Annotated in this window: 22 protein-coding genes and 1 pseudogene; 16 read left to right on the top strand and 7 right to left on the bottom strand. The window is 44.5% G+C overall.

Annotation, left to right across the window (positions count from 1 at the left end; all coding sequences use genetic code 11):
• Positions 1–19: 19 nt before the first annotated feature.
• On the bottom strand, positions 20–2,467 hold the full coding sequence (fadE, locus tag AAY47_RS10765) for an acyl-CoA dehydrogenase FadE (protein ID WP_047769708.1): 2,448 nt from the start codon (positions 2,465–2,467) through the stop codon (positions 20–22).
• A 253-nt stretch (positions 2,468–2,720) separates the two neighbouring features.
• On the opposite strand from fadE, the gene lpcA reads away from it, so the two are divergent.
• Positions 2,721–3,302 carry a D-sedoheptulose 7-phosphate isomerase gene (lpcA, locus tag AAY47_RS10760; RefSeq protein ID WP_047769706.1) on the top strand — a complete coding sequence of 194 codons (582 nt, stop codon included), beginning with the start codon at positions 2,721–2,723 and terminating at the stop codon, positions 3,300–3,302.
• Positions 3,303–3,338: 36 nt separating this feature from the next.
• Positions 3,339–4,106 (top strand): class II glutamine amidotransferase, encoded by a 768-nt coding sequence (locus AAY47_RS10755; protein ID WP_047769704.1) that lies wholly within the window; start codon positions 3,339–3,341, stop codon positions 4,104–4,106.
• Between the two features lie 144 nt (positions 4,107–4,250).
• Here the strand turns inward: AAY47_RS10755 and AAY47_RS10750 are convergent, their stop codons facing one another.
• Complete coding sequence (locus AAY47_RS10750) at positions 4,251–4,556, bottom strand: hypothetical protein (protein ID WP_047769702.1); 306 nt, start codon at positions 4,554–4,556, stop codon at positions 4,251–4,253.
• 107 nt (positions 4,557–4,663) lie between these two features.
• Between AAY47_RS10750 and AAY47_RS10745 the strand changes: the two genes are divergently transcribed.
• The 8 genes from AAY47_RS10745 (at position 4,664) to nqrM (ending at position 11,853) form a co-directional block, all read left to right on the top strand.
• Positions 4,664–6,007 (top strand): Na(+)-translocating NADH-quinone reductase subunit A, encoded by a 1,344-nt coding sequence (locus AAY47_RS10745; protein WP_047769700.1) that lies wholly within the window; start codon positions 4,664–4,666, stop codon positions 6,005–6,007.
• A 3-nt stretch (positions 6,008–6,010) separates the two neighbouring features.
• A complete protein-coding gene (locus tag AAY47_RS10740) occupies positions 6,011–7,249 on the top strand; it encodes an NADH:ubiquinone reductase (Na(+)-transporting) subunit B (RefSeq protein WP_047769698.1) in 1,239 nt (412 codons plus the stop codon).
• On the top strand, positions 7,242–8,036 hold the full coding sequence (locus AAY47_RS10735) for a Na(+)-translocating NADH-quinone reductase subunit C (protein ID WP_047769695.1): 795 nt from the start codon (positions 7,242–7,244) through the stop codon (positions 8,034–8,036). The genes AAY47_RS10740 and AAY47_RS10735 overlap by 8 nt, the downstream gene beginning before the upstream one ends.
• Positions 8,029–8,658, top strand: a complete 630-nt coding sequence (locus tag AAY47_RS10730; protein ID WP_047769693.1) for an NADH:ubiquinone reductase (Na(+)-transporting) subunit D — start codon at positions 8,029–8,031, stop codon at positions 8,656–8,658. The genes AAY47_RS10735 and AAY47_RS10730 overlap by 8 nt, the downstream gene beginning before the upstream one ends.
• 8 nt (positions 8,659–8,666) lie before the next feature.
• A complete protein-coding gene (gene nqrE, locus AAY47_RS10725) occupies positions 8,667–9,263 on the top strand; it encodes an NADH:ubiquinone reductase (Na(+)-transporting) subunit E (RefSeq protein WP_038235359.1) in 597 nt (198 codons plus the stop codon).
• A gap of 15 nt (positions 9,264–9,278) precedes the next feature.
• Entirely contained in the window at positions 9,279–10,505 is a 1,227-nt protein-coding gene (gene nqrF, locus AAY47_RS10720) for an NADH:ubiquinone reductase (Na(+)-transporting) subunit F (protein ID WP_047769692.1), read from the top strand.
• A 123-nt stretch (positions 10,506–10,628) separates the two neighbouring features.
• Positions 10,629–11,612, top strand: coding sequence for an FAD:protein FMN transferase (locus tag AAY47_RS10715; RefSeq protein WP_369813282.1), 984 nt, complete (start codon positions 10,629–10,631; stop codon positions 11,610–11,612).
• A 16-nt stretch (positions 11,613–11,628) separates the two neighbouring features.
• Positions 11,629–11,853, top strand: a complete 225-nt coding sequence (gene nqrM, locus AAY47_RS10710; protein ID WP_047769688.1) for a (Na+)-NQR maturation NqrM — start codon at positions 11,629–11,631, stop codon at positions 11,851–11,853.
• An 88-nt stretch (positions 11,854–11,941) separates the two neighbouring features.
• Here nqrM and AAY47_RS10705 read toward each other — a convergent pair whose 3' ends face one another.
• The 3 genes and pseudogenes from AAY47_RS10705 to AAY47_RS10695 all read right to left on the bottom strand — a co-directional run bounded on the left by AAY47_RS10705 (position 11,942) and on the right by AAY47_RS10695 (position 15,511).
• Positions 11,942–12,454, bottom strand: a complete 513-nt coding sequence (locus AAY47_RS10705; RefSeq protein WP_047769686.1) for a sigma-70 family RNA polymerase sigma factor — start codon at positions 12,452–12,454, stop codon at positions 11,942–11,944.
• Between the two features lie 131 nt (positions 12,455–12,585).
• A pseudogene (locus AAY47_RS10700) lies at positions 12,586–14,885 on the bottom strand (TonB-dependent hemoglobin/transferrin/lactoferrin family receptor).
• 203 nt (positions 14,886–15,088) lie between these two features.
• Positions 15,089–15,511 carry a hypothetical protein gene (locus AAY47_RS10695; RefSeq protein ID WP_047769684.1) on the bottom strand — a complete coding sequence of 141 codons (423 nt, stop codon included), beginning with the start codon at positions 15,509–15,511 and terminating at the stop codon, positions 15,089–15,091.
• A 575-nt stretch (positions 15,512–16,086) separates the two neighbouring features.
• Between AAY47_RS10695 and AAY47_RS19990 the strand changes: the two genes are divergently transcribed.
• A complete protein-coding gene (locus tag AAY47_RS19990) occupies positions 16,087–16,782 on the top strand; it encodes a gp53-like domain-containing protein (protein WP_053014256.1) in 696 nt (231 codons plus the stop codon).
• A gap of 141 nt (positions 16,783–16,923) precedes the next feature.
• On the opposite strand, the gene AAY47_RS10685 is transcribed toward AAY47_RS19990, so the two are convergent.
• Positions 16,924–17,391 carry a DUF1348 family protein gene (locus AAY47_RS10685; RefSeq protein WP_047769682.1) on the bottom strand — a complete coding sequence of 156 codons (468 nt, stop codon included), beginning with the start codon at positions 17,389–17,391 and terminating at the stop codon, positions 16,924–16,926.
• A 102-nt stretch (positions 17,392–17,493) separates the two neighbouring features.
• Here AAY47_RS10685 and AAY47_RS10680 point away from each other — a divergent pair, with 102 nt between their 5' ends.
• The 3 genes from AAY47_RS10680 to AAY47_RS10670 all read left to right on the top strand — a co-directional run bounded on the left by AAY47_RS10680 (position 17,494) and on the right by AAY47_RS10670 (position 19,592).
• The gene (locus AAY47_RS10680) at positions 17,494–18,057 is read left to right on the top strand and encodes a TetR/AcrR family transcriptional regulator (RefSeq protein ID WP_047769681.1); all 564 of its coding nucleotides are present in this window, start codon (positions 17,494–17,496) and stop codon (positions 18,055–18,057) included.
• 108 nt (positions 18,058–18,165) lie between these two features.
• Positions 18,166–18,513, top strand: a complete 348-nt coding sequence (locus AAY47_RS10675) for an SH3 domain-containing protein (RefSeq protein ID WP_047769679.1) — start codon at positions 18,166–18,168, stop codon at positions 18,511–18,513.
• A gap of 110 nt (positions 18,514–18,623) precedes the next feature.
• A complete protein-coding gene (locus AAY47_RS10670; RefSeq protein WP_047769677.1) occupies positions 18,624–19,592 on the top strand; it encodes a threo-3-hydroxy-L-aspartate ammonia-lyase in 969 nt (322 codons plus the stop codon).
• Between the two features lie 63 nt (positions 19,593–19,655).
• Here AAY47_RS10670 and prpR read toward each other — a convergent pair whose 3' ends face one another.
• Positions 19,656–21,326, bottom strand: a complete 1,671-nt coding sequence (prpR, locus tag AAY47_RS10665; protein WP_047769675.1) for a propionate catabolism operon regulatory protein PrpR — start codon at positions 21,324–21,326, stop codon at positions 19,656–19,658.
• A gap of 294 nt (positions 21,327–21,620) precedes the next feature.
• Here prpR and prpB point away from each other — a divergent pair, with 294 nt between their 5' ends.
• Positions 21,621–22,526, top strand: a complete 906-nt coding sequence (gene prpB, locus AAY47_RS10660) for a methylisocitrate lyase (protein WP_047769673.1) — start codon at positions 21,621–21,623, stop codon at positions 22,524–22,526.
• A complete protein-coding gene (gene prpC / locus AAY47_RS10655) occupies positions 22,519–23,691 on the top strand; it encodes a bifunctional 2-methylcitrate synthase/citrate synthase (protein ID WP_047769671.1) in 1,173 nt (390 codons plus the stop codon). The genes prpB and prpC overlap by 8 nt, the downstream gene beginning before the upstream one ends.
• Position 23,692: the final 1 nt, after the last annotated feature.

The raw sequence follows: 23,692 nt of genomic DNA, 5'->3' as shown, positions 1-23,692 counted from the left end.
TCAGGTTTTCTGGTCAGCATCATGCGGCTTTATCTTGACGCTGACTTTCAGGCTTTTTTGCTGAATTAGGTACAGCGAATGCATTTGGCTCAAATTCATCGACATTGATTGAACGCAGCCGACTGCTTTCAGCACGTTTCAGGATCTCTGCTTCTTCCTGGGTGATTCTGTTCTCAGCCAGTGCCTGTTCAGCTAATTTATCCAAACGGGTGAAGCTTAGATGTTTGCCTGCTTCGCGGCTCAAGCGAGCATGGATAGGCTCTGCGGCGATGATATCGTGCAAGGCTTCTTCCAGTAACCCGTGGGGGTTATGTTCGCTGGGCGTCAGATATTGCCCACGTCCAATCCGGCTACGGGTTGCAGAAGGAGTCTGTAATATCTGGGCCAGTTTGTGATCCAATTTATCAGATGGAGCGGTATGTACACGTCCCAATGGGAAGACGATTACACGCATTAAACCTGCAACCAAACGGTTTGGGAAGTTGCGCAGTAACTCATTCATGGCCTGTTCAGCTTGATTCAGGCTATCTTCTACTGCCCATTGTACCAATGGTAAATCTTCTTTTTGGCGCCCTTCGTCTTCATAGCGTTTCAACGCGGCCGAAGCCAGGAAGATTTGGCTCAGAATGTCCCCCAGACGAGCTGAAATGCGTTCACGGCGTTTCAGACTGCCGCCCAATACGCCCATTGAAACATCAGAGAGCAGGGCAAGGTTGGCGCTTAAGCGGTTGATCTTCTGGTAGTAACTGCGAGTAGCATCATTGACTGGCGAATGACTGCCTCTGCCTTTGGTAATACCAAGCCACAGGCTGCGCAAAGTATTGCTGGCAACATGGCCTAAGTGACCAAACAGAGCCTTGTCAAAGTGTTTCACATTGTTGCTTTCTGCTGCGGCGATTTCAGCCAGTATATAAGGATGGCAGCGGATTGCCCCCTGACCAAAGATGATCATGCTACGGGTCAGGATATTCGCACCTTCAACGGTAATAGCAATGGGTGAACCCTGATAACCGCGGGCAAGGAAGTTAGATGGCCCAAGGCAGATGCCTTTGCCGCCGGCGATATCCATGGCATCAATGATGGAACGTTGGCCTCTGTGCGTACAATGGTATTTCACGATAGCAGACAGAACGGAAGGTTTTTCGCCCAACATGATACCGCCGGTGATCATGGTTGCAGCCGCGTCCATCAGGTAAGCGTTACCTGCGATACGTGCCAGTGGCTCTTCAATCCCTTCCATTTTACCGATAGGTAACTTGAATTGACGGCGAATATAGGAATAGGCCCCGATTGCCATCGTTGCACTTTTTAATCCTCCGGTTGCGTTGGATGGCAGAGTAATACCACGACCAACAGACAGACATTCGACCAGCATACGCCAGCCCTGACCTGCCATTTTTGGCCCGCCGATGATGTAATCGATAGGAACAAAAATATCTTTACCACGCGTTGGGCCATTCTGGAATGGGATATTCAGCGGGAAATGGCGGTGACCAATTTCAACGCCGGGCGTACTGGTTGGGATCAGGGCACAGGTAATGCCCAATGATTCCGTATCACCCAGCAGATGATCAGGATCATACAGTTTAAATGCTAATCCCAACACGGTCGCAATAGGGGCAAGAGTAATGTAACGCTTATTCCAGTTCAGGCGCATACCAAGCACTTGCTCGCCTTGCCATTCTCCCATACAGACAACACCGGTATCAGGAATAGCTCCGGCATCTGAACCGGCTTCTGGGCTGGTCAAAGCAAAGCAGGGAATTTCTTCACCGCGTGCCAGACCGGGCAAGTAACGTTTTTTCTGTTCGTCTGTGCCATAGTGTTGCAGCAATTCACCCGGCCCCAGAGAGTTAGGTACACCAACAGTAATTGCCAGAATACCCGATACGCCGGCCAGTTTTTGTAGTACCTGAGACTGAGCGTAAGCGGAAAATTCCAGCCCCCCGTATTCTTTCTTGATGATCATGGCAAAGAAACGGTGTTCTTTCAGATAGGCCCAAAGCGCTGGTGGTAAGTCAGCCAGTTCGTGGGTGATTTGGAAATCATTTGCCATGCGGCAGGCTTCTTCTACCGGACCATCAATAAATGCTTGTTCCTCAGCAGTTAACTGTGGTTTTGGGTAGTTATGCAGTTTTTGCCAGTCAGGGTTACCCCGGAATAGATCGCCTTCCCACCATGTGGTTCCTGCATCAATGGCTTCTTTCTCTGTTTTGGACATGCTTGGCATAACTTTACGGAAAGCTTTTAGGCCGGGCGCAGAGAATAAAGAGATACGAACTGGTGTAAAGACCAGCGGGAACAGGACGATAGCGAGTGGTAACAGCAGCCAGTAACTCCAAAGGCCGGTTATGCCCATAACGAATGTATAGGCAACAAGCAGTAAACTACTGAGCATCAGGCCGACTTTGTGGTAACAAAGCCCGCCAATCAAGACTAAAAATAAGATAATGCTGAAAGCGGTCATAGTAAAACTCCTGTAAATCTCAGGTTGAGTTGTCAGAGGTCTGACCTGTTGTGATGTCCTTCTTTTTTAGATGAGGAAAATGTATTTATCAATACATTTACATCTTAATTACAATCTAGCTCACAAAGTCGTTTTAGTTTTGCAAACAATAATTCTTTCAAAATGTGATGATATCTTCTTTCAGATGGGGGAATCCGTTACACTGGTTAGCTGATATTATTAATCCCGAAGACTTTTCAGGAGTATGAATTCCATGTATCAAGAACTGATCCGCAGTGAGTTATCCGAAGCCGCAGATACGTTGGTTAACTTCCTCAATGATGATGCCAATATCGACGCCATTCAAAAAGCCGCCGTTTTGCTGGCTGATTCATTCAAGGCAGGAGGAAAAGTGCTTTCCTGTGGTAATGGTGGTTCGCATTGTGATGCTATGCATTTTGCGGAAGAATTGACTGGCCGCTACCGTGAGAATCGCCCGGGATATCCGGCCATTGCGATTTCTGACCCCAGCCACTTATCTTGTGTGAGTAATGACTTTGGTTATGACTATGTATTTTCCCGTTATGTTGAAGCTGTCGGTCAAAAAGGTGATGTACTGCTGGGCATTTCAACTTCTGGAAACTCTGGCAACATCATTAAAGCGGTTGAAGCAGCCCACGCCAAGGGTATGAAAGTCATTACGCTGACTGGCAAAGATGGCGGCAAAATGGCAGGAACGGCAGATGTTGAAATTCGGGTGCCCCATTTTGGTTATGCAGATCGTATTCAGGAAATTCACATCAAAGTCATTCACATCTTGATTCAATTGATTGAAAAAGAAATGGTAAAAGCCTGATTGCTTTTCATTAGGAATCGGCATTAGGGGTAGGTGATGTGTGAATTACTTGGCATGAGTGCCAACGTGCCAACAGATATTGTTTTCAGTCTGAGTGGCTTAATTCAGCGTGGTGGGCATACCGGCCCACATAAAGACGGTTGGGGAGTTACCTTTTATGAGGGATTGGGATACCGGACATTTAAAGATCACCAATCCAGTTGTCATTCACCTGTAGCTCGATTTGTACAAGGCTATCCAATCAAATCGGAAGTGATTGTTGCCCATATTCGTCAGGCAAACCGTGGTCATGTCTCCCTGGCCAATACTCATCCATTTACCCGTGAACTGTGGGGAAGGTATTGGACTTATGCCCATAATGGTCAGCTTAAGGGATACAGTAAGCTGAAAACGGGTAGTTACCGTCCGGTGGGTGAGACAGACAGTGAATGGGCATTTTGCTGGATATTACATCAGTTATCGTTGAAATATCCCAAGCGACCTTCCAATTGGCCTGCGGTATTTAAATTTATTGCTTCCCTGGCGGATCACCTGAGAAAGAAAGGTGTTTTCAATATGCTGTTGTCAGACGGGCAGTTTGTCATGGCTTACTGTTCGACTCAATTGCATTGGATTACTCGTCGTGCCCCTTTCGGCAGGGCTAAATTACTTGATCAGGATGTTGAAATCGATTTCCAGCAGCACACCCAGCCAGGGGATGTCGTATCTGTGATTGCCACCCAACCTTTAACCGGAAATGAAGTTTGGCACCGTATTGAATCAGGTGACTATGTGTTATTTCATCTTGGAGAGAGGATAATTTGATTCGCTGTTCCGAAAGGGTGATTGGTTTTCTGGTTTTACATTAATGACATATTGCCCGTCTATTACGTTAACTGTGGCAGGAATGCTATTTTGGACAAAATACGCATAAGCGGCTGTCATTGTTTCCAAAACAACTCATTGTCGTTATTTTACTGCCGCTTCCATTAAATTCCTGCCGGAATCTCCTTTTGATTTATCGAACCCGTTGGGAAGACTCAAATTAACAGCGCAATAATTAATTTTTGATTGAAAATCGCCCTGATGTAGAGAAAAGTGATAGAAACATTCGTCTTTATCGAATGGTTGACGGTTTAGCAGAGAAATTATTTTTATTTGCTTGAACTGTGTCACTTGATTAATCAGACAGTCAGTGGGGGAGGTGTTAGAATTACCCCGGCGAAAATTAAGAGAAACTTTGTAACGATTATCGGAGTGAATAACTTGAGACATATATTGCTCAAGGTTTTTTGTATTACTAGAGTCGCTGCATTACCTCACGGGAATACCGCAAGGTAATCTGTAGTATATGATTTAACTGATAAACTTGTGCAAATCTTATGATTAAAATTAAAAAAGGACTCGACCTCCCGATAGCAGGAGCGCCTGCCCAAGTTATAGAAGATGGTCCGACAATTCGCCATGTGGCTTTACTGGGTGAAGAATATGTCGGAATGCGTCCTTCTATGCTGGTAAAGGAAGGTGAGCATGTCAAAAAAGGGCAAATTCTTTTTGCAGATAAGAAGAATCCAGGGGTTGTTTTCACGAGTCCCGCAAGCGGGAAAGTTGTCACTATTGGACGTGGTGAACGTCGTGTCTTGCAATCTGTTGTTATTGAAGTAAGTGGCGATGAGAAAGTCACATTCGATCGCTATGAGCGTGCTGAACTTGCTGGTCTGAGCCGTGAACAAGTAGAGAAAAATCTGCTTGCGTCAGGATTGTGGACAGCGTTGCGTACACGTCCTTTCAGCCGTACCCCTGTCTCCGGTTCCACACCAAAGGCCATCTTCGTTACGGCAACGGACACCCAGCCACTGGCTGCTGATCCTCTCGTCGTTATCGCCACTCAGGAAGAGGCTTTTGTTGATGGCCTGAATATTCTGTCAAGATTGACGGAGGGGAAAATCCACGTTTGTTACGGCGCTGGCAATATTCCAACGGTGGGAAATAACGCTCAAATCACCTATAGCCAGTTTACTGGCCCACACCCAGCCGGTTTGGTGGGCACTCATATTCATTTCATTGAACCTGTTAGTGCCCAAAAAATGGTTTGGCATCTGGGTTATCAGGATGTTATTGCTATCGGTAAACTGTTTACCACGGGGGAGCTTTACACTGATCGTGTGGTGTCTCTGGCAGGGCCACAGGTGAAATCGCCACGCTTGGTACGTACTCGGTTAGGCGCTGATTTGCGGGAATTGACGCAAAATCAGTTGCAAGAGGGTGAAAACCGTATTGTTTCTGGTTCCGTACTGTGTGGTACAAAATCAGATGACATTCGTCATTATCTTGGCCGCTTCCATACGCTGGTTTCTGTCCTTGCGGAAGGTCGGGAAAAAGAGCTGTTTGGTTGGATCGCGCCCGGCGCTAATAAGTTCTCGGTTACCCGCACCACAATCGGCCATTTCCTGAAAAAGAAACGTTTTGCTTTCTCAACCACAACAAACGGTGGGGAACGTTCTATGGTGCCCATTGGCAACTATGAGCGTGTCATGCCGCTGGATATCATGGCAACTCACCTATTGCGTGACTTGCTTGCAGGTGATTCTGATAGCGCTCAGGCGCTGGGTTGTCTGGAGCTGGATGAAGAAGATTTGGCCTTGTGTACCTATGTTTGCCCCGGCAAATATGAGTACGGCCCGGTACTGCGTGAAGTGCTGACTAAGATTGAGCTGGAAGGGTAATTCATGGGCCTGAAAAATTTATTTGAAAAAGTAGAGCCTCACTTTGAGTCCGGTGGCAAACTGGAAAAGTATTATCCTCTCTATGAGGCAGTGAGCACCATTTTCTATACGCCGGGCACAGTGACAAAAGGAAGTGCCCATGTCCGTGATGCCATCGATCTCAAGCGCATGATGATCCTGGTGTGGCTATCTGTTTTCCCTGCGATGTTTTGGGGCATGTATAACGTCGGAAATCAGGCACTACCTGCGCTGACTCATTTATATAACGGAGATGCCTTACAACAGATTCTGGCTTCTGACTGGCATTATATGCTTGCTCAGTATCTTGGAGCATCATTAACACCAGATGCCGGATGGGGCAGTAAGATGCTGTTGGGAGCGACCTACTTCCTGCCAATTTATGCGGTTGTGTTTGTCGTGGGTGGCTTCTGGGAAGTTTTGTTTGCCATTATCCGCAAACATGAAATTAACGAAGGCTTCTTTGTTAGCTCCATTCTGTTCGCATTGATTGTTCCACCCACACTGCCATTGTGGCAGGCGGCTTTGGGGATTACTTTCGGCGTGGTGATTGCGAAAGAGATCTTTGGTGGTACGGGTCGTAACTTCCTGAACCCAGCTTTGGCGGGTCGTGCTTTCCTGTTCTTTGCTTACCCGGCCCAGATTTCTGGTGATTTGGTTTGGACTGCGGCTGACGGTTTTTCGGGTGCAACGCCTTTGTCCCAATGGGCAGCAGCGGGTAGCCACGGTCTGATAAATACCATTACCGGTCAGCCAATCACCTGGATGGACGCTTTTATTGGTAACATTCCAGGCTCAGTTGGTGAAGTCTCCACTTTGATGATTTTCATCGGTGGTGCCATCATTCTGTTTGCCCGCATTGCGTCATGGCGCATCGTTGCTGGTGTGATGATCGGTATGATTGCTGTGTCTTACCTGTTTAATGCCATTGGTTCCAGCACTAACCCCATGTTCGCTATGCCGTGGTACTGGCATATGGTTCTGGGAGGCTTCGCTTTCGGTATGATCTTTATGGCGACTGATCCTGTATCCGCAGCGTTTACGGATAAAGGGAAGTGGGCATACGGTATCCTGATCGGGGCTATGTGCATTTTGATCCGGGTGGTAAACCCCGCGTACCCAGAAGGAATGATGTTGGCGATTTTGTTCGCTAACCTGTTCGCGCCACTGTTCGATTATCTGGTCGTACAGGCCAATATTAAGCGGAGAAAAGCCCGTGGCTAATGATAAACCAAGAAATAATGATAGCATCGGCAGAACATTCCTCGTTGTTTTTGTGCTGTGCCTTGTTTGCTCGATAGTGGTTGCCGGTTCAGCCGTTGGTTTGAAAGCACAGCAGCAGGAACAGAAGTTGCTGGATAAGCAGCGTAATATTCTGGATGTGGCGGGTTTACTAAAACCTGCCATGACAACGGCGGAAATCAACGAAATTTATAACAGCCGTATTCAGCCTGAATTGCTTGATTTGAAAACAGCAACGTTGAAAAAAAGCAAGGGTAATTTTGACCTGAATAATGCCCTGCGCAGTGACGAAACCAGTATTGCTTTGTTACCAGAGCTGGATCTGGCGAAAATTCGCCGTCGTGCCAATATGACTGAAATCTATCTGGTCAAGGATGAAAGCGGTAAAACGACTGAGCTGGTTCTGCCAATATATGGCTCTGGCCTGTGGTCAATGATGTATGCCTTTATTTCCATTGACATAGATGGTGTCACATCCCACGGCATCACTTATTACTCTCATGGTGAAACTCCGGGTTTGGGGGGTGAGGTTGATAACCCGCAATGGCGTAAACAGTGGGTTGGTAAAAAACTCTATAACCCGCAAGGTGTTCCGGCACTTAAGATTGTTCGGGGCGGCGCCGGTGATAACCCTTACGGTGTAGATGGGCTGTCTGGCGCAACCCTGACTTCTAACGGTGTTCAGCATATGTTTGATTTCTGGCTGGGTGATAACGGTTTTGGCCCATTCCTGAAAAAAGTACGTGAGGGAGCCTTGAAAGATGGCTGATAGTAAAGAGATAAAACGCGTCCTTCTTGGGCCGCTGTTTGATAATAACCCAATTGCATTGCAGGTTTTGGGGGTGTGTTCAGCGCTGGCTGTGACCACTAAATTGGAAACTGCGTTAGTCATGACCATTGCAGTTACCTTGGTCACCGCGTTTTCCAGCTTTTTCATTTCATTAATTCGTAACTATATTCCTGGCAGTGTGCGAATCATCGTACAGATGGCGATCATTGCATCTCTGGTTATCGTCGTAGACCAGATCTTGCGGGCTTATGCCTACGAAATTTCCAAACAGCTATCAGTGTTTGTTGGCCTTATCATCACGAACTGTATTGTCATGGGACGTGCTGAAGCTTATGCCATGAAAGCGCCACCCGTTGAAAGTTTTATGGATGGTATCGGCAATGGTTTGGGCTATGGCGTTATTCTGTTGCTGGTTGGTTTCTTGCGTGAACTGTTTGGTTCAGGAAAATTGTTCGGTGTTACGGTGCTGGAATCTGTCAAAAATGGCGGTTGGTATCAACCGAATGGCTTATTCTTGCTGGCACCGAGCGCATTTTTCATTATTGGTATGCTGATTTGGGGTTTGCGGACTCTGAAACCTGCGCAGGTTGAGAAGGAGTAACAAACAAAATGGAACATTATATTAGTTTGTTTGTCCGCGCAGTCTTTATCGAGAATATGGCATTATCTTTCTTTCTCGGTATGTGTACGTTTTTGGCGGTATCAAAGAATGTTAAGACGGCCTTTGGCCTGGGTGTGGCAGTCACCGTCGTATTGGGAATTTCTGTTCCTGCCAATAACCTTGTCTACAATCTGGTGCTCCGTGATGGAGCACTGATGGATGGGGTGGATTTGAGTTTCCTGAACTTCATTACCTTTATCGGGGTCATTGCAGCATTGGTACAGATCCTGGAAATGATCTTAGACCGTTATGTTCCGGCACTTTACAACGCATTGGGAATTTTCTTGCCGTTGATTACAGTGAACTGTGCAATTTTCGGTGGCGTTTCATTTATGGCACAGCGTGACTATAACTTCAGTGAATCCATCGTATACGGTTTTGGTTCAGGTATGGGCTGGATGCTGGCAATTGTTCTGATGGCTGCTATCCGTGAAAAAATGAAATATGCGGATGTTCCGGCAGGTCTGAAAGGATTGGGGATCACCTTTGTCACCACCGGTTTGATGGCATTGGGCTTTATGTCCTTCTCCGGTGTGCAGCTCTAAAGGCGAGAGGAATTCATGGATATAATCATTTTAGGCGTAGTCATGTTTACCCTGATTGTGTTGGTACTAACGGCAATGATTTTGTTCGCAAAATCTAAGTTAGTGAACACCGGGGATATTAACGTTGAAATCAATGGCGATGAGGATAAGGGTTTCTCTGCTCCCGCTGGTGATAAGTTGTTGAATATGCTTTCCAATCAGGGGATTTTCGTTTCCTCTGCTTGTGGTGGTGGTGGCTCTTGTGGTCAGTGCCGCGTGAAAATTAAGGAAGGTGGTGGCGATATTCTGCCAACGGAGCTTTCCCATATCAACAAGCGTGAAGCAAAAGAGGGTTGTCGCCTGGCATGTCAGGTCAATGTGAAACAAGACCTGAAAATCGAACTGCCGGAGGAAATTTTCGGGGTTAAGAAATGGGAATGCGAAGTTATCTCCAACGATAACAAAGCCACTTTCATTAAAGAATTGAAGCTGAAAATTCCAGATGGGGAAGTGGTGCCATTCCGTGCCGGTGGTTACATTCAGATAGAATGTCCTCCCCATGTTGCCCGTTATGCTGATTATGATGTTCCACAGGAATATCGTGAAGATTGGGATAAGTTTAACCTGTTCCGTTATGTCTCCGAAGTCAAAGAGCCGACGGTTCGTGCTTATTCAATGGCGAACTATCCAGAAGAGCATGGCATTATCATGCTGAACGTGCGTATTGCCACGCCACCACCAAGAAACCCAGATGTTGTTCCGGGTATCATGTCTTCTTATATTTGGTCACTGAAAGCGGGTGATAAAGTCACGATCTCCGGCCCATTTGGTGAATTCTTTGCGAAAGACACTGATGCAGAAATGATCTTCATCGGTGGTGGTGCAGGGATGGCACCAATGCGTTCTCACATTTTCGATCAGCTTAACCGTTTAAACTCCAGGCGTAAAATCTCTTTCTGGTATGGTGCGCGCTCTAAGCGTGAAATGTTCTATACCGAAGATTTTGATCAGTTGGCCGCAGAAAATGAGAACTTCACATGGCATGTGGCTCTGTCAGATGCTCTGCCGGAAGATAACTGGGATGGCTATACGGGCTTTATCCATAATGTCCTGTATGAGAATTATTTAAAAGATCATCCAGCGCCAGAAGATTGTGAATTCTATATGTGTGGGCCTCCAGTCATGAACGCTGCGGTCATTAAGATGTTGAAAGACCTTGGCGTAGAAGATGAAAACATCATGCTGGATGATTTCGGCGGCTGATGGTATTAACGACAAGCGCCCACATTTTGTGGGCGCTGTGATTTAGAAACAGCCAAAATAAGCCAGAAAGAGTAAGTTATGTTGAGTAAAAAAATGATCAACTGGGGGGCATTGCTGTTTGCAATGATGATGCTGGCGGCATGCGATGGCACCAAACAGCAAAACCTGAATGGACAGACGATGGGGACTTATTACTCCGTTAAATATGTTGCTGATTCATCGACACCTGCCCCAGAAAACCTGCAAAAAGAGATTGATCGTCTGCTGGAAGAAGTGAACGATCAGATGTCCACTTATCGGCCGAATTCTGAACTGAGTCGTTTTAATCAAAGCCGTGAAGTGAATCAACTGTTTCCGGTATCTGCCGCTACGGCGAAAGTGGTCAAAGAAGCTATTCGAATCAATAAGCTGACAGAAGGCGCACTGGATGTGACGGTTGGCCCACTGGTGAATCTGTGGGGATTTGGGCCGGAGGGTCGGATTACCAAAGCGCCGACGGATGAAGAATTGGAGATGCGTCGTGTCTGGACGGGGATCGATAATTTGTCTGTTAAAGGCAATAATTTGATTAAATCCATCCCTGAACTGTATGTTGATCTCTCTTCCATTGCCAAAGGCTATGGTGTTGATGTTGTCGCTGAGTATCTGGAATCTCAGAATATCAAAAATTACATGGTTGATATTGGTGGTGAAGTTCGCACCTCGGGCAACAACGGCAAAGGAAATCCGTGGCGGATAGCGATTGAAAAACCATCGGATAGTGGCATGGAACAGAGCGCCCAGGAGATTATTGAACCGGGTAATATGTCTGTGGCAACGTCGGGTGATTACCGCAACTATTTTGAACAGAATGGCGTGCGCTACTCTCACACCATTAATCCGAAAACCGGCAGGCCGATAATGCATAATTTGGTCTCAATTACCGTAATAGCGCCGACATGTATGAATGCAGACGGCTTTTCTACCGCTTTGGATGTATTAGGGCCTGAGAAGGGTATAGAAGTGGCTGAGAAGCTGAATATTCCGGTTTTTATGATCGTTAAAACCAAAACAGGTTTTGAAGAACGCTATAATACGGCCTTTAAGGCATATTTACAGAAGAAATAAGAAAGGGGGAAAGGCGATGGAAGTCTTTATTGCCACTTTTATCTTTTTCTTGCTGGCTTTTGCTGGCATGGCACTGAGCTATATTTTTAAGCGCAAAAGCATTCAGGGAAGCTGTGGTGGCTTGGGAAGCATCGGCGTAGAAAAAGTGTGTGATTGTCCATCACCATGTGATGCCCGCAAGAAACGCATGGCAAGGGAAACTGCCCGTCAAGCACAGTTGGAGAAGGATCGTATTCTTTGATACGGTTTTTCCGTCAAGTAAATTTTCAGTTAAAACAAGTGCCCTGCTGCCAGATAAACAGCGGGGTTTTTTGTTCGGATATGGATGTTCAATGCGTATTAAGGCGACATTCCCTGTGGGCTTGCTGCAAATAATTTTTCACTGAGCTTATTGAGATCTCCAAATGTTCCGCAACCTCTTTATAACGCAGGCCCTGGAGTTGAATGAGCAGAAATGTTTGTCGAACTTTTGTCGGAAGTTCATCCAGTGTCTTATCTACCTTTTCTAACTGCTCTAACAGCAGAAGTTGATTCTCCGAAGAATTGGCTGAGATTTGAGGCTGTTCACTGACATATTCCAGATAATGGTCTTCCAGTTTTTTCCTGCGCCAGTAATTGGAGAGCGTTCGGCGCGCTATCGTCATTAAAAAGGCTTTGGGCTGGCGGATATTTTCAAGATCCGAAGATTGCATCAATTTGATGAAAACTTCATGGACGAGATCTTCAGCTTGATTAGGACAAGCACTGTTGTGTCTGATCCAGTTGCGTAACCAGTGATGGTAATCGGTATAGAGTTCCTGGGTGATTTGATTGTGCTTAAATGTGCTTTTTTGCACCGCCATAATGATATTGCCTGATAGGATACAACTGATAATAGTTATTATTTGTATTTGATGGACAGAAGTCAATGCAGTGTTTGGAAACCTAACCCTCTTTAGGTAAGAGGGTTAGGGATTGGGTGACCCAGTGTCAGTTAGAATTGTTGTGAAATACTGAATTTGTAATTCCGGCCGATACCTGAAACCTTATTTCCTAAGTACGGATAGTAATCACGGTTGAACAGGTTATCGATAGTAACTCGTGCTTCAAACCCTTTTATAAAATCAGGACGCCAGCTTGCAAACAGGCCGTGCAGGGCGTAGCCCTTACTTTTAGGTAGTGACCAATAGCTTGCCTCTGGATCTCCATCTACGGGGGATCGATCTTGTTTGCGGATAAAATCACCTTTCCATCCCATTGTCATCTGCCACTGTGGAATTTTAAACCCTAACATGGCATGTGCAGACGTTGGCGGTATTTCTGCAATCCAGGTTTTATGTCTTAACCACGGATTACGTGGAGAAGTATCACGCTGTCCACGCAGAGTAGAGAACGAGAATTTTCCAAAGAGTGTGCGGCTGTCGTAGAAGGTTTCTATTTCTAAGCCTTCAATGGTATATCCCGGTAAGTTGCGATAATTTCCCAATGATTTTCTACATGAATTGGTTGATCCACTATCAAGTTGGGCTTCACAGTAAATACCACGCCTTCTAAAGATTTCATCTTTGCCACGGTTACGGAATAAGGTGGTACGGATTTGCAGGCTATCCTCTTCAAGTATTAAGTTATCGAAATTGAGAATTGCACCGAGGCGTATTCCTGCCATTCTTTCGACGGCAAGATCGCGGCTGGAGCCTCTAAGGCTACTAATGTTCCCTTGTACCTCATATTGTTCATCAACGATTGGTGCACGCCATGTACGACTAATATCTGCAAATAATGAAAGGTTTTTATTTGTTTGCCACAGAATGCCTAAGTGGGGGGACCAGCCGGTATAGGTGACACTGCTATAGTCATGATTAGATTCTGGCGATGTATCGTTATACAGGAGTGCGTTATTTTCTTTACCCCTATTTTTGACATGATCATAGCGAACACCCGGTGTGACGGTGACGCTCCCTATTTTCAGGGAATCTTGGATATAGAAACTGTAAGCTAATTGATCTCCAGCAGGCATATAGCCTGGTTTATAATAACCATAGTTATAGTCTTTATTTTTTATTTTGTCCTTATTGAACATCAGTACATTGCGTTCATTTTTATGCCAACGGGTTCCCACCAGTAATTTATGTTCAATCATACCGGTTGAAAATACGCTTTTGTTATTGATATCAAACAGATTATCGGTGTAATCAACCCAGCTTTTATTACCCATTGATGTACTAAAATAGCGGGAAGCATTTTCTGGGCGAGTATCGTCTTGCTTGGTTTTGGAATAAGCATGGAGCATCGTCAGGTTTAACCACGGGCTATTTTCTGGTGCGATATTCCATTTGGCAGTAAAGTTCTGATCAAGTTGATCACGAAAGACCAATTTTCTTTTCCAGGCGTCATCCAAACCATATTTCTTTATATCAACAGCTGATGGAACGGGCATCTCATCACTTTTAGTCGACCAAGGCTGCCAGCGCCATCCGATTTAGATCGCATAGCGGACAGGCTAATCGTATGAGCGTCACTGGGATAAAAGTTGGTTTTCAATAAATAAGATATTTGGTTATTTTGTGAAAACTCAAAACGTGTGCCATCAGGGCGTTTAATATTGTGCCCATTTCGCTTGCTTACATAAAGCAAGCCATCGGCAAAGCCATTGGGATCCCTGCCGTATATTGCGCCACTATTGATCCACTGCCTGTCATTGGTGTGGTAGCTTTGTTTGACAAAACCACCCCAATCTTCATCGGGGCGCAGTAAATCGTTCGCCTCTTTTGTCACCAGTTTGACCGAACCACCAAATCCACCATTACCGTTGAATAAATTGTGTGGCCCTTTATCAACCTCTACCCGTTTGATTAATTCAGGCTCAATAAAGACGGAACCCTGCATATATTTCTCAAATCCTTTTGGCGCATCGTCCAATGTGACTTTGATATCTTCCTGATCGCCCATTCCCCAGATATTCAGTGTTTGCCCACCAGGACGCGGAGAGCCTGACATTGAAACACCGGGAAGCTGGTCGAGTAACTGAGCAATATTATCGGCCTGAGTGCGGTCAATATCTGCCTTTTTAAGTACTGAACTTCCCGCGCTGGTGCTGTTATGTAAACTTTCGACAACGGAAAGGGTGGGTAATTTCATTACCTCATTTTGCTTTTCCGGCTTTTGCTCTTTGGGGTCTTCGGTCGCGTAAACCGCGCTAGAGAACGCCGCTCCCAATACTAATGTCCCTGTTAAAATTTGCTGAATCATGGTAGCGATTGGGCGTTTTTCTAATTTTTGACTGTTATTTGCCATAAATTTCCTGAAATATGATCAAGTGAAATATTTTCAAAGTAATAAGTCACCTGAGAAATCAAAAAAGGCAAATAAAAATGAGAATTATTTTTGTTTATCTGTGGTTTTGGGAAGCATACCATACGATGATAAGGTTTAACCCATAGATAGTGTGATTTTGGCATTGAAATTTAAGTTCAATTTCCTTACGTACAAGGGGGTCGTCAATGAAGAAAAAGATTCTTGGTTCTCTGATCTTGGCTGCTATCGCAATAGTAAGTGACACTCCATTGCACAAAACAAGCGCCAAAGTCTAGGCTGGCAGGATATTTTTTCGTGCTCACCGCCCAAATTATCTTTTTTTGCCTCCCTACACACGTCGTACTGGAGTTAATATCCTGAACACGCACACGATGTTCTGGAGTTGATTCATCAAGCTTGAAATTTAGTGGGTTAGGAATAGCTGCTATACACGAGTCATTTATTTTAGACAAATAATAAACGTCAACAGAACCTGGTTTAAAAGGCACGTTAAGACTTTTAGATAACCATTCATTCACAAATCTTATGTCATAATCTTGCCAAGCCAAAGCTGGCTGTATGATTAAAGATAACGCTATCAAAATTATATTAAATAATACTTTCATATCGCCCCCTTTTGATGAAATCACTCAAAAATAAAATTATTATTACTTCATCATTAATGGAGTACTGAAATGATAACTTCTATATCATCCAAGTTATTCATCTATCCGATTTCAGTATAAATAATCCTCTCTAATCAACGTAACTCAAAACTCAGCAAGCGACTAAAGAGATTTAATATGCCCCCCAACTGCACTATGTTATAAATACTATCTATCAATAGGTTAAAGGATGTGAAATATCGACTTTATCACATAAAAAAACCACTCATCGAAATAGATTAATACGTGATAATAGTTGAATAAATTGATTATATGCGAGGGATTTTTTACAAATGTGCAATCAAAATACCTTATTTATATAATTTTGTCAGAATAAAAATAAACTTTATTAATTATTCACTGACTTTTTTATGCCATCCTATCATCAAAACATATGCAATTTTCTAACGGAGCTGAGTCAAAAATGACTCTCCAATATTGATTAACTTATTTTATTGATATTCACAGGTGAAGAAATAATCCACTGCATTCATGTTACCTAGCACTAAACTTATTAATTAAACAAGGGAGTAAATATGAAAACTAAATATAACCAACCTAATACACCAACCTTAGAAGAAGATGAATTTGTCATAGTACCAACTCGAAAGTATGTAAAAGATTTAATTCAAAATCATGCTCAAAGCCGGAATCATCCTTATGCAACACTGCAAGATAAAGGACTTGTTACCCTAAGCAATGACATTAGTAGTGATAGCGAAACTAATGCCGCAACACCAAAAGCAGTAAAAATAGCATACGATTTAGCAAATACAGCTAATCAAAATGCCAGTAATGCAAATGAGAATGCCAATACTCGCTTGTCTAAGGATCAGAACGGTGCGGATATTCCTGATAAAGCAGAATTTGTGAAGAATCTTGGCTTATCAGAATTGGTTTATAGAACTGTAGGAAATGGATCAGACCAGATACCGGATATGAACAGTTTTGAATCAAAACTTAGTGAATCGGGTTATCAAACGCTCCCTGGTGGACTAATTATTCAATGGGGAGTTGTGAACGGTGGAATAAGAAATACGGACTTACGAAAATTTCCAATTCCATTTAAAAATAAGTGTTTTGTTGTAACTGGTAGTTATGTTAGAGGAGATCAGTGGGGGCAAGGCATATCTGCTGAAATTAGATCAAAAGAAGAATTCTTAATTGTTGTTCACGACTCACTTGGAAACTGGTCAAGTTCACAAGTACAATATATAGCTATCGGATATTAATTGTATTAGTCACAACTCAATCTGAAACATCCTACTCTGGATATCAGGGGCAATCTGATCCGCCCCTGTCTTTCTCGCTCAATGCCCATTGAGGAACGTCATTCTGATAATTTCTTACCTTGCAAAACAATTTTTATTAGTTCATAAGCCATATTCACTTAGTCCCTTATGTTCATCAGGACGACGCCCTAATGGCCAGTAAAAAAGCCTTTCCGTCTCCTTGATTGGCATATCATTGATACATGCGAAACGACGTGTCATTAAACCTTGTCCAGTAAACTCCCAGTTTTCATTGCCAAAACTACGGAACCAATTATCTGAGTCATCATGCCATTCATAAGCAAAGCGTACAGCAATACGATTTTTATCAAATGCCCATAACTCTTTGATAAGACGGTAATCAATCTCCCTATTCCATTTGTGTGTCAAAAAATCGACAACGGCTTCACGTCCTTCCACAAATTCAGTACGGTTACGCCAGAATGTATCTTTTGTATACACTTGCGCGACCTTCTCTGGATTCCGGGTGTTCCAAGCGTCTTCTGCCAGACGGACCTTCAATTCAGCAGTTTCAAATGTGAATGGAGGTACAGGTTGCCTTATTTCCATAATAGTTTCCTTATTGCATGTAGACAGATCTGTCTACACACAGTAAATTAAGCGGGCGGGTCTGTCCACATAAATAATAATTGCATGAGGAGATAAGGGATTATGAGTAAAAAAGTATCCAAAGCTCGTGAGCGCATACTAAAAGCAGCCCACATGTTGTTTTACCGTGATGGTATACGAGCTACAGGCATTGACCGCATCATTAAGGAATCTGAGGTAACGAAAGTCACGTTCTATCGCCACTTTCCATCCAAAAATGACCTGATACTGGCCTTTCTTGATTATCGCCATGAACAGTGGATTCAGTGGTTTAGAGGATCTCTCCAGGCTAACATAAATCGTTCTAGCTCACCGACTGAAGCTCTGACAAAAACATTAGCTGAATGGTTCAACTCTAATGAATTCAGAGGGTGTGCATTCATCAATACAGTCATCGAAATAGGAAAGGAACAACCACAAGTTATTCCTCTTATTCAGGCGCATAAAAAGCAAATAGAACAGGTAATTGCGTCTTCTCTACCCCCAGAACTTAACGGAAAACGTCTGGCGCAGAAATTTGCTTTACTTGTCGAAGGAGCGATCATTATGATGCAACGCACTGGGCACAGTGATGAAGTATTGTCACTGTTGCAAGAGTGCCTATTGGATATTGCAATGTCTGAATGACTACGAATTAACGGTCATGTATCCAACCCGTTGGTATAGCACATAATTATTTCTGTATCTTTGAGTTGTAATATCCTAATCATAATTATCAGTGAGGAGTAAAAAATAATGAGAAAAGGTATTGTTATACACGATTATGTTAGCGCTTATCCAAATCCGATCAAATTACAAGCTGGAGATATTGTTTCGATCAGCCATAGCGATATTGAGTACCCTTACTGGATTTGGACTACAAACTCTTTAAATGTCAGTGGCTGGGTTCCTCAACAAATTCTGGATCTCATTTATCCTGATAACGCAATATGTAAGGAAGATTACACCGCTCACGAGTTAACAGTAAAAGCGGGAGAATATCTGTATCTGGACCGAGTATTAAATGGTTGGTATTGGGCATATAAAGACTCAGGGGAAGCAGGCTGGATGCCTCAGGAATATATAGATTCTAAGATGCCATAATGATACAGCCATCCCAGTATTAACCACAATATTGTGATTGTATTGTCTTCTTATTATCAAGGTATTCAATAATATTTGAGATACGTTATTGGGCAAAGGAGACTAAAATAATGAAGTTTATTCCCGATTATAATCATATCCATGCAGCACATTCTCGTATTAAACCCTATATCAATAAGACGCCTGTATTCACATCAACAACTGTCAATAAACTCTTTGACGCTACAGTCTATTTCAAGTGTGAAAACTATCAAAAAATGGGAGCATTCAAATTCCGCGGAGCCATGAATGCGCTATCCCAGTTTAATGATGAACAGAAAAAAGCAGGGGTTATTGCTTTTTCATCCGGCAATCATGCACAGGCAATTGCGCTGGCAGCTAAATTACTGAATATTTCAGCCACCATTGTCATGCCACACGATGCTCCTCAGGCTAAGATAACAGCAACAAAAGGTTATGGTGGTAAAGTCGTTTTTTATGACAGATATACTGAAAATCGTGAAGAAATCGGCCGGCAACTGGCGGAAAAACACGGTATGACACTCATTCCACCTTTCGATCATCCCCATATCATTGCAGGTCAAGGCACCGCAGCTAAGGAGCTATTTGAAGAAATCGGCGAGTTGGATGCTCTGTTTATACCCCTTGGCGGTGGGGGATTATTATCTGGCTCTGCGCTTGCCGCTGCTCACTTATCCCCTACATGTCAGGTTTTTGGTGTCGAGCCGGCAGCCGGTAATGACGGTCAGCAATCTTTTAAAAAAGGTGAAATAATTCATATAGACACCCCAAAAACCATTGCAGATGGTGCCCAAACACAGCACTTAGGGCAACACACGTTTGCCATCATTCGCCACCTTGTCCAAGATATTCTTACTGCGTCAGATGATCAATTAATTGATGCCATGTATTTTTTGGCAGAGCGAATGAAAACCCTTGTCGAGCCTACCGGTTGTTTGGGATTTGCTGCGGCAAAAGCAATGCGGGAACAATTGCAAGGGCAACGTATCGGAATTATCTTGAGTGGCGGAAATATTGATATAAAACGATATGCACATTTGTTAGCAAACAAGATCTAATGAGCATTCATTGTCTAACAATTAAAATAGCCGATTAGCATGATAAAAACGGGGAAACTGTTTCTACTTAACTTTTTCCTGCTCCTTCTTTAACTTCCGCCATAGCGTCGTGCGGCTAATGCCCAGATATTCCGCTGCCGCACGCCGATTACCTGAGAATCTCGCCACAATATCATGTAATGAAATACCGTGTAATGAAGACGTGTTTTCAATAAAAGAAGGGGTCGCAATTTGAGCAGATTTCATACTGCTAATGGTATTGGTGCCAATCTGGCGCTCAGGTGACAGTGATAATATCAATGCAGAGGTTAACGCCTGTTCTGGATGTGCACTTAAATAGAGCGCTATCCGTTCCATTAAGTTACGTAGTTCACGCACATTGCCCGGCCAATGATAGACGTGCAACACGTCATGACACCCAGCAAGCTCTTGTATTCTCAATGCAGAAACGGGTAAGTTAAGTACCGCAAAAGCCCGTTGTAAGTACGCTATCGCCAACAAACCAATATCATCTCCCCTCTCCCTTAAGGCGGGTATGTTGATCCGCAATACACTCAAACGGTAGAACAAATCTGCCCGAAAACGCCCTTCCCTGACCCAGGTATCCAAATCACAATGCGTCGCACAGATGATCCGCACCTCGACAGCAATCGGGCGATATCCCCCCACCCTGACAACCGATTTTTCCTCCAATACCCTTAATAACCGCGTTTGCAAAGGCAACGGCATTTCACCGATTTCATCCAGAAATAACGTCCCTCTATGTGCAATTTCGAATAATCCCGCACGTCCGCCACGTCGTGAACCAGTGAAAGCGCCTTCTTCATAGCCAAACAGTTCAGCCTCCAGCAAAGACTCAGTAATCGCGCCACAGTTAACCGCCACAAACGGCCGTGGATGCTTACCCGCGAGTTGCCCATACCGCAAGGTATATTCATGATGAATAGCCTGTGCCACCAACTCTTTTCCCGTACCGCTTTCTCCCTGAATTAACACTGTTGCCGTTGAACGGGAGTACAGCATAATTGTATTGCGCACCTGTTCTACCGCAACAGAATTGCCCCTGATATCGTTGATTGTATGCCGTGTGCGTAGTTTATCTTCTGTAGGATAAGGCGAAATCACGGCCTGATTCAGTTTGCTCATCCGGGCCATCTCCAAAGCATCCCGAAATGCCTGCCGAATCGAATCCGCTGAATAGACAAAAACCCCCACTAACCCAGCTTCATAAGCAAGATCGGTAATCAATCCTGCCCCGACAATCACGTTGATGCCCATCGCTTTCAAAGCATTAACCTGCGCCCTGGCATCTTCCTCTGTGACATAACTGCGTTGTTCAATGCGCAAATTGAAACGCTGCTGAAATTCTTCTAATGCAGGCAACGTATTCTGGTAGGTAATCACACCCATTCGGGAACTGATTTGTCGGGCACGCGCCAATGCCTGCATAACATCAAATCCGCTGGCTTTAGCAATAATCATCGGCACGGATAAACGGCTTTTTAAATAGGCTCCATTAGACCCAGCGCAAATCACAGCATCACAATGCTCGGTTTCTAGCCGTTTGCGAATATGTTGAACCGCCCGTTCAAAACCCAACTGAATCGGTGTGATATCAGCTTGATGATCAAATTCCGGTGTAATATCACGAAAAAGATCAAACAGCCTGGAAACAGAGACTGTCCAAATCACGGGTTTGTTGTTATCACGTTCCCCTGCGTGTGCTGATGCCATATCTCCTCCCCCATTTCTTGTATACTGTTTCACCGCCAAAACATGAAACAAAAATGAAACCTATTTGATTCAAGATGAAACAAATATACATTATAGCCAATAGCTAAACAATAACCACCCACCAACCAAAACCTATTCACCCAATTAATTTAGATAATAAAAACAATACGATTTTTATATCCCTGCGGGTTCACTTTCCCGCTTTTAAAGTATTGGCACAAACCTTGCCTTAAACATTCCCATAGTAACAATCAAACACAAATCGGTTTCATTTTAGTAACAACGGGGTTGTATATGGCATTTTCTTCCGCTGGTTTAGCTTTTCGTCAGGCAATAAAGGACGAATCTCCGCTACAAGTCGTCGGAACCATCAATGCAAACCATGCATTGATGGCAAAACAGGCAGGTTACAAGGCGATTTACCTTTCAGGCGGTGGGGTTTCCGCAGGTTCACTGGGGCTACCCGATTTGGGGATCTCTACGCTGGATGATGTGTTGATTGATGTCCGCCGCATTACTGATGTCTGTGACTTACCGCTGCTTGTCGATGCCGATATTGGATTCGGTTCCTCAGCGTTTAATGTCGCCCGCACAATTCGTTCTATTATTAAAGCAGGGGCCGCAGGTGTCCATATTGAAGATCAGGTCGGTGCTAAACGTTGTGGCCATCGTCCAAATAAAGAAATTGTCTCCAGACAGGAGATGGTAGACCGTATCAAGGCTGCCGTTGATGCCCGCACTGATGAGAATTTTGTCATTATGGCCCGCACAGATGCACTGGCCGTAGAAGGGTTAGATGCCGCACTGGACAGGGCCGCAGCTTATATCGCAGCGGGTGCCGATATGCTGTTCCCTGAAGCAATCACAGAGCTGCCTATGTATCAGGAATTCGCGTCCAGAACGCAGGTTCCCGTTTTAGCGAATATTACCGAGTTCGGTGCGACACCGCTCTTTACAATCGAAGAATTAAGGCGCGTCAACGTCGCCATTGCCCTTTACCCTCTATCGGCATTTCGGGCGATGAATAAGGCGGCCGAACAGGTCTATACCACTTTGCGTCGGGATGGCACCCAGAAAAATGTCATCAATATGATGCAAACCCGTAATGAACTTTATGAAAGCATCAACTACTACGATTTTGAACGAAAACTGGATGCCCTGTTTTCCCAGAAAAATAGCAGAGGTGATACTTATGAGTAAGCAGAATACGACAGCGGGAGTCTCTGAATCTACACCCATCAAACCCAAAAAATCAGTTGCACTGTCCGGTGTTACGGCAGGCAATACGGCGCTCTGTACCGTTGGCAAAAATGGCAATGAGTTACATTACCGTGGCTATGATATTCTCGATTTGGCCGCCCATTGTGAATTTGAAGAGGTCGCTTATCTTCTCATCCACGACAAGCTTCCCTCCCGCGCAGAATTAACTGCCTACAAAAACAAATTGCAATACTTGCGGGGCCTGCCCGGCAGCGTTAAAGCCGCCTTGGAAGCACTGCCTGCGATGGCGCATCCTATGGATGTCATGCGTACTGGTGTTTCTGTACTGGGTTGTACTTTGCCAGAAAAAGAAGATCACAACCTGGCGGGTGCCCGCGATATTGCTGATCGCTTACTCGCCTCGCTCAGTTCAATACTGCTTTATTGGTATCACTACAGCCATCATGGCCGCCGCATTGAAGTTGAAACCGATGATGATTCCATTGGCGGACACTTTCTCCATCTCTTGCATGGTCAAAAACCACAGAGATCATGGGAAAAAGCCATGCAGACTTCCCTTATCCTGTACGCCGAGCATGAATTTAATGCTTCTACCTTTACCAGCCGGGTCATTGCGGGTACCGGATCAGATATTTACTCTGCCATTATCGGGGGGATTGGTGCCCTGCGGGGACCAAAACATGGCGGGGCCAATGAAGTTTCATTTGAAATCCAGCAACGTTATGACACTCCCGCGCAAGCCGAGGCCGATATTCTGGCCCGTTTGGAGAGAAAAGAAGTCATCATGGGTTTTGGTCATCCGGTTTATACTGTTTCCGATCCCCGCCATAAAGTGATTAAAGAAATTTCCCGGCAACTGTCTCAGGAAGCAGGGGCGCCCCAGATGTATGACATTGCGGATCGGATTGAATCCATAATGTGGGATAACAAGAAAATGTTCCCGAATCTCGATTGGTTCTCTGCGGTTTCCTATCACATGATGAGAGTCCCTACTGCCATGTTTACCCCGCTGTTTGTGATTGCCCGTACTTCCGGTTGGGCCGCTCACATTATTGAACAACGTATTGATAACAAAATCATCCGTCCATCCGCTAACTATATTGGCCCTGAAAATTTGGCATTTATACCGATTGAACAACGTTAAT

The organism is Xenorhabdus griffiniae, assembly GCF_001028135.1.
GTDB lineage: Bacteria > Pseudomonadota > Gammaproteobacteria > Enterobacterales > Enterobacteriaceae > Xenorhabdus > Xenorhabdus bakwenae.
The sequence above is the reverse complement of the archived record's forward strand: the minus strand, read 5'-3'. Positions and strand labels throughout refer to the sequence as shown.